The sequence below is a fragment of the Phenylobacterium sp. genome (assembly GCF_044371015.1).
Lineage (GTDB): Bacteria > Pseudomonadota > Alphaproteobacteria > Caulobacterales > Caulobacteraceae > Phenylobacterium.
The window spans coordinates 1-5,154 of the sequence record NZ_JBILUK010000226.1 but is presented as its reverse complement, the minus strand read 5'-3'; the positions used below and the strand labels follow the sequence as shown (position 1 = coordinate 5,154).

At 69.0% G+C, this 5,154-nt stretch carries 4 protein-coding genes and 1 pseudogene; all 5 read left to right on the top strand.

The features are described 5' to 3' along the window. Window positions 1–201 (top strand): annotated as a pseudogene (locus ACIQ3R_RS15000) (diguanylate phosphodiesterase); the annotation flags it as partial. A gap of 35 nt (window positions 202–236) precedes the next feature. Continuing rightward, the gene (locus ACIQ3R_RS14995) at window positions 237–1,091 is read left to right on the top strand and encodes a TIGR01459 family HAD-type hydrolase (RefSeq protein ID WP_397419664.1); all 855 of its coding nucleotides are present in this window, start codon (window positions 237–239) and stop codon (window positions 1,089–1,091) included. 66 nt (window positions 1,092–1,157) lie between these two features. Further along, complete coding sequence (locus ACIQ3R_RS14990) at window positions 1,158–1,556, top strand: MaoC family dehydratase (RefSeq protein WP_397419665.1); 399 nt, start codon at window positions 1,158–1,160, stop codon at window positions 1,554–1,556. A 16-nt stretch (window positions 1,557–1,572) separates the two neighbouring features. After that, on the top strand, window positions 1,573–2,514 hold the full coding sequence (locus ACIQ3R_RS14985) for a bifunctional riboflavin kinase/FAD synthetase (protein ID WP_397419662.1): 942 nt from the start codon (window positions 1,573–1,575) through the stop codon (window positions 2,512–2,514). 180 nt (window positions 2,515–2,694) lie between these two features. Next, window positions 2,695–5,154 (top strand): isoleucine--tRNA ligase (gene ileS, locus ACIQ3R_RS14980; protein WP_397419661.1); only part of this gene is annotated, 2,460 nt, incomplete at its 3' end.

The window sequence follows — 5,154 nt, the reverse complement described above, 5'->3', positions numbered from 1 at the left end:
GACTTCGCGCTGCTGGCGCGACGCTATGGCCTCGAGGTGGTGGCCGAGAAAGTGGAGACCGAGCGACAGGTGGTGGACATCCTCGATCTCGACATCCGCCTGGGTCAGGGCCACCTGTTCGGCGAACCCCGCGCCATCCGCGAAGCCGTGCTGGCTGAATCCGGCGCCCCGCCGACCGCGCTCCACGCCCGGGCGGCGTAGGCCTGACCCCCGGAACGTGATAGCCGCCCCAGCGCATGACCGCCCCTCGCCGGATCACCGGCCTTTCCGAAATCGCCGCCCGTTACGATGTGATCCTCAGCGACGTCTGGGGCGTGATCCACAACGGCCGCGAGAGCTTCCCTGAGGCCACAGGGGCGCTGGCGCGCTTCCAGACGGAGCGGGGGCCGGTTGTGCTCATCTCCAATGCGCCCAGGCCGCATCCGCCGATCGTCGAACAGCTGGCGGGCCTGGGTGTGCCCCGCGCGGCCTGGAGCCGGCTGGTGACATCGGGCGACGCCACCCGCGCCCTGCTGGCGCCGCGGGCGCCCGGGCCGGTCTGGGCGCTTGGGCCCGAGCGCGACGCAATCCTCTACGAGGGTCTGGGACTGGCCTTGGCGGAGCCGAGCGACGCCGCCTTCATCTGCGTCACCGGCCCCTATGACGACGACACCGAGACGGCCGAGGACTATCGCGCCCGCCTGACCGCTGCGCGGGATCGCGGTCTTGTGCTGATCTGCGCCAACCCGGACCTGGTGGTGCAGAAGGGCGACCGTCTGATCCCCTGCGCGGGCGCCCTGGCGCAACTCTACGCCGGTCTTGGCGGCCAGGTGGAGATGGCTGGAAAACCGCATGCGCCGATCTATGACCTCTCGCTGGCGGCGGCGGCCGAGGTGCGCGGCGACGCGGTGGATCGCGCCCGGGTGCTCTGCGTCGGCGATGGCCTGGCGACAGACGTCACCGGCGCCAACGCGCAAGGTCTGGACGTGCTGCTGATCACCACCGGCATACATGGCGCCGAGTTCGAAGGGGCTTCGGCCGAGGCCATCGGCGGCCGTCTGGCGGAGCGCGGCCTCTCGGCGAACTGGACGATGCCCGATCTGGTCTGGTAGGCGCGGTGGCCCGTGTGGCCCACAGGGGTGAGGGGGAACAGCGTGCAGAGCGTGTATTTCGAGGACATGACCGTGGGCCAGTCGGCCGAACTGGTCCGGGTGGTGGGAACCGCCGACATCGAAGCCTTCGCCATGGTCTCCGGCGACAACAACCCGGTGCATCTGGACGACGCCTATGCGGCGACAACCCCGTTTGGCGAACGGATCGCCCATGGGATGCTTTCGGCGTCCTACATTTCCGCGATCCTGGGCACCCGGCTGCCAGGACCGGGCGCAATCTATCTCTCGCAGACGCTCCGGTTCCGCCGGCCTGTGAAGGTCGGCGATCAGGTCACGGCGCGCGCCACCATCTCGGCGCTGGATCAGGCCAAGGGCCGGGTGACGTTCGACACGGTCTGCGAAGTGGCCGGTAAGGCGGTGCTCGAGGGCGAGGCCGTGGTGATCGCGCCGCGCCGTCCCGCGTGAGCGCGAGCCGGGCGCGATGAAACGGATCCGCGTGATCCGAGGCTGGCGCGACCTGCCCCCGGGCGACCGGGGCGCGGCTGTGGCCATGGGCAATTTCGATGGCGTGCATCAGGGCCACCAGAAGGTGATCGCCCTGGCCGCAGAGGCGGCGCGCGCGCTGGCCGCCCCGCTGGGGGTGATCACCTTCGATCCCCATCCCCGCGCCTGGTTCCGGCCCGGCGAGCCGGCCTTCCGCCTGATGAAGCCCGAGCAGCAGGCCCGCGCGCTGGAAGCGCTGGGCGTCGACATCCTCTATGTCCTGCCGCTCGACGAAGAGCTCGCCGGCATGAGCGACCGCGCGTTCGCCGAGACCGTGCTGCACGGCGGCCTTGGCGCGCGGCATGTGGCCGTGGGCTTCGACAACTCCTTCGGCAAGGGCCGCTCCGGTTCGCCGGCGACCATGCGGACCTATGGCGCGGAGCTGGGGTTCGGCGTTTCAGTGGCCGCGCCGGTGGGCGACGAGGAGGTGGCCAAGTTCTCCTCCACCGCTGCGCGCGACGCCCTGCGCGACGGCCGTCCGGAGGCCGCAGCCGCCGTGCTGGGCCGGCCCTTCGCCATTGAAGGCCCGGTGCAGCGCGGCCGCCAGCTCGGCCGCCAGCTGGGCTTTCCGACCGCCAATGTGGACCTCGCCGACTATGTGGCGCCCCGCTATGGCGTCTATGCGACGCGCACCCGCCTGCCCGACGGCCGCGTGGTCGGCGGCGTGGCCAATATCGGGGTCAATCCGACGGTCGAGGGCGTTACAAGGCCGCTGCTGGAAGTGTGGCTCTTCGACTTCGACGAGGACATCTACGACCAGGTGATCGAGACCGATCTGATCGCCTTCATCCGCCCCGAGGAGAAGTTCGACGGGCTGGACATCATGACCGCCCAGGTGATGCGGGATGCGCAGCGGGCGCGTGAGGTGCTGGGCGACTGAAGTCGCGGTCCACGACGTGCGGGAAGGGTTGGGTTCCGCTCTGGCCTCTGCTACAGCCCCGGCCATGCTTCCGGTTCGGATATCGGCGCGAATTACCCGCCCGGCGTGACGCCGCCGGACGAAGCTCCAGCGCGCGCCGGGCATTGACCCCGACCCTTCCGAACCCTCTGGACCTGACCCATGGCCGACGACGCCCCCGTGACCGCGCGAGACTATCGCGAAACCGTCTTTCTTCCCGAAACGCCGTTCCCGATGCGCGCGGGCCTGCCGCAGAAGGAGCCCCAGATCCTGGGGCAGTGGGACGCGACCGATCTCTACGGCTCGCTCCGCGCCGCCCGCCAGCGCGCCGGCGCGCCGCTGTTCGTGCTGCATGATGGGCCGCCCTACGCCAACGGCGCCATCCATGTGGGCCACTGCCTGCAGAAGACCCTGAAGGACTTCGTGGTCCGTTCGCGCTTCCTGCTGGGCTTCGATGTGGACTACGTGCCGGGCTGGGACTGCCACGGCCTGCCCATCGAGTGGAAGATCGAGGAAGAGCTGCGCGGCAAGGGCCGGCGCAAGGACGAGGTCTCCAAGGCCGAGTTCCGCACCCTCTGCCGCGACTACGCCGCCCACTGGATGGGCGTGCAGGAGACGGGTTTCCGTCGGCTGGGCGTGATCGGCGACTGGGCCAACCGCTACGCCACCATGGACTACAGTTCCGAGGCCGCCATCGTGGGCGAGTTCCACAAGTTCGTGGCCTCGGGCCAGCTCTATCGCGGCTCGAAGCCCGTGATGTGGAGCCCGGTGGAGCGCACCGCCCTGGCCGACGCCGAGGTGGAGTACCACGACCACGTCAGCCCCACGGTCTGGGTGAAGTTCCCGGTGACGCAGGGGTCGGACGCCACACAGGGCGCCAGCGTGGTGATCTGGACCACCACGCCCTGGACCATCCCGGCCAATCGGGCGATCAGCTACAACGAGGCCATCGACTATTCCGTCTATCAGGTCGAGGCGATGGAAGAGGGCCTGGCCTTCGAGCCCTGGTCCAGGGCGGGCGACCGGCTGATCCTGGCCGACAAGCTCTCAGGCGAGGTTTTCGCCGCCGCCAAGATCGCCAAGGCGCGACGGGTGGAACGGGTGGATTGCTCCGGCATGGTCTGCGCCCACCCTCTGGCGGCGCTGGACGGCCACTATGGCTTCGCCGTGCCGCTGCTGGCCGGCGATCACGTGACCGACGACGCCGGTACGGGCTTTGTCCACACGGCCCCGGGCCACGGCGCGGACGACTACATCGTCTGGCTGGCGCATGGCCATCGCGAGATCCCCGAAACGGTCGATCCGGACGGCGCCTACTATCCGCATGTGGCGCTGTTCGCGGGCCTCAAGGTGCTGGAGACCGAGGGCAAGAAGTCCGGCAAGTTCGGTCCGGCCAACCCGGCGGTGATCGAGAAGCTGATCGAGGCCGGGACTCTGCTGGCGCGCGGTCGACTCGAGCACACCTATCCCCATTCCTGGCGGTCCGGCGCGCCGGTGATCTTCCGCAATACGCCCCAGTGGTTCATCCGCATGGACGAGCCGGTCGAAACCGAGGCGCTGGGCGGCCGCACCCTGCGGGAGGCGGCGCTTGAGGCCATCGAGGCCACGCAGTTCCACCCGGCCCAGGGCAAGAACCGTATCCGTTCGATGGTCGAGAGCCGACCCGACTGGCTGATCAGCCGCCAGCGGGCCTGGGGCGCGCCCCTGGCCATGTTCGTCGACAAGGAGACCAACCAGCCGCTGCACGACCCGGAAGTCGACAGGCGGATTGTCGAGGCCATCCACGCCGAGGGCGCCGACGCCTGGTTCAACCGCCCGGTCACCGACTTCCTCGGAAGCCACGATCCGGACCGCTACGAGAAGATCGAGGACATCCTCGATGTGTGGTTCGACAGCGGCTCGACCCACGCCTTTACACTGGAGAACCGGGCTCACACCAAGTGGCCGGCCGATCTCTATCTGGAAGGCTCCGACCAGCATCGCGGCTGGTTCCAGTCTTCGCTGCTGGAAAGCTCCGGGACGCGCGGTCGCGCGCCCTATGACGCCATCCTGACCCACGGCTTCACCATGGATGAGGCCGGCGAGAAGATGTCGAAGTCCAAGGGCAATGTGCTCGATCCCGAGGTGGTGATCCGCGAGAGCGGGGCCGAGATCATCCGTCTGTGGGCGGCGATGATCGACTATGCCGACGACAGCCGGATCGGGAAGACGATCCTGCAGACCACCTCGGACGCCTATCGCAAGCTGCGCAACACCGTCCGCTACATGCTGGGCGCGCTGGCCGACTACGGTCCGGACGAGGCGGTGGAGCTCTCGGAGATGCCGCCGCTGGAGCGCTACATCCTGCACCGGCTGTGGGAGCTGGATGGCCAGGTCCGCACGGCTTATGAGGCCTATCTGTTCCAGGACGTGATCCGGCCGGTGCTGGACTTCTGCCAGAACGATCTCTCGGCGCTGTTCTTCGATATCCGCCGCGACAGCCTCTATTGCGACATGCCGGGCGCCGTGAAGCGCCGCGCCGCGCGCACGGTGATGCACGAGTGCTTCGAGCGGATCACCGCCTGGCTGGCCCCGCTGATCCCCTTCACCATGGAAGAGGCCTGGACCACCCGGTATCCGGAC

Excerpts from the sequence above, each read along its gene's own strand:
- ACIQ3R_RS14995 (WP_397419664.1), top strand. The coding sequence starts at position 237 with ATGACCGCCCCTCGCCGGATCACCGGCCTTTCCGAAATCGCCGCCCGT.
- ACIQ3R_RS14990 (WP_397419665.1), top strand. The coding sequence starts at position 1,158 with ATGACCGTGGGCCAGTCGGCCGAACTGGTCCGGGTGGTGGGAACCGCC.
- ACIQ3R_RS14985 (WP_397419662.1), top strand. The coding sequence starts at position 1,573 with ATGAAACGGATCCGCGTGATCCGAGGCTGGCGCGACCTGCCCCCGGGC.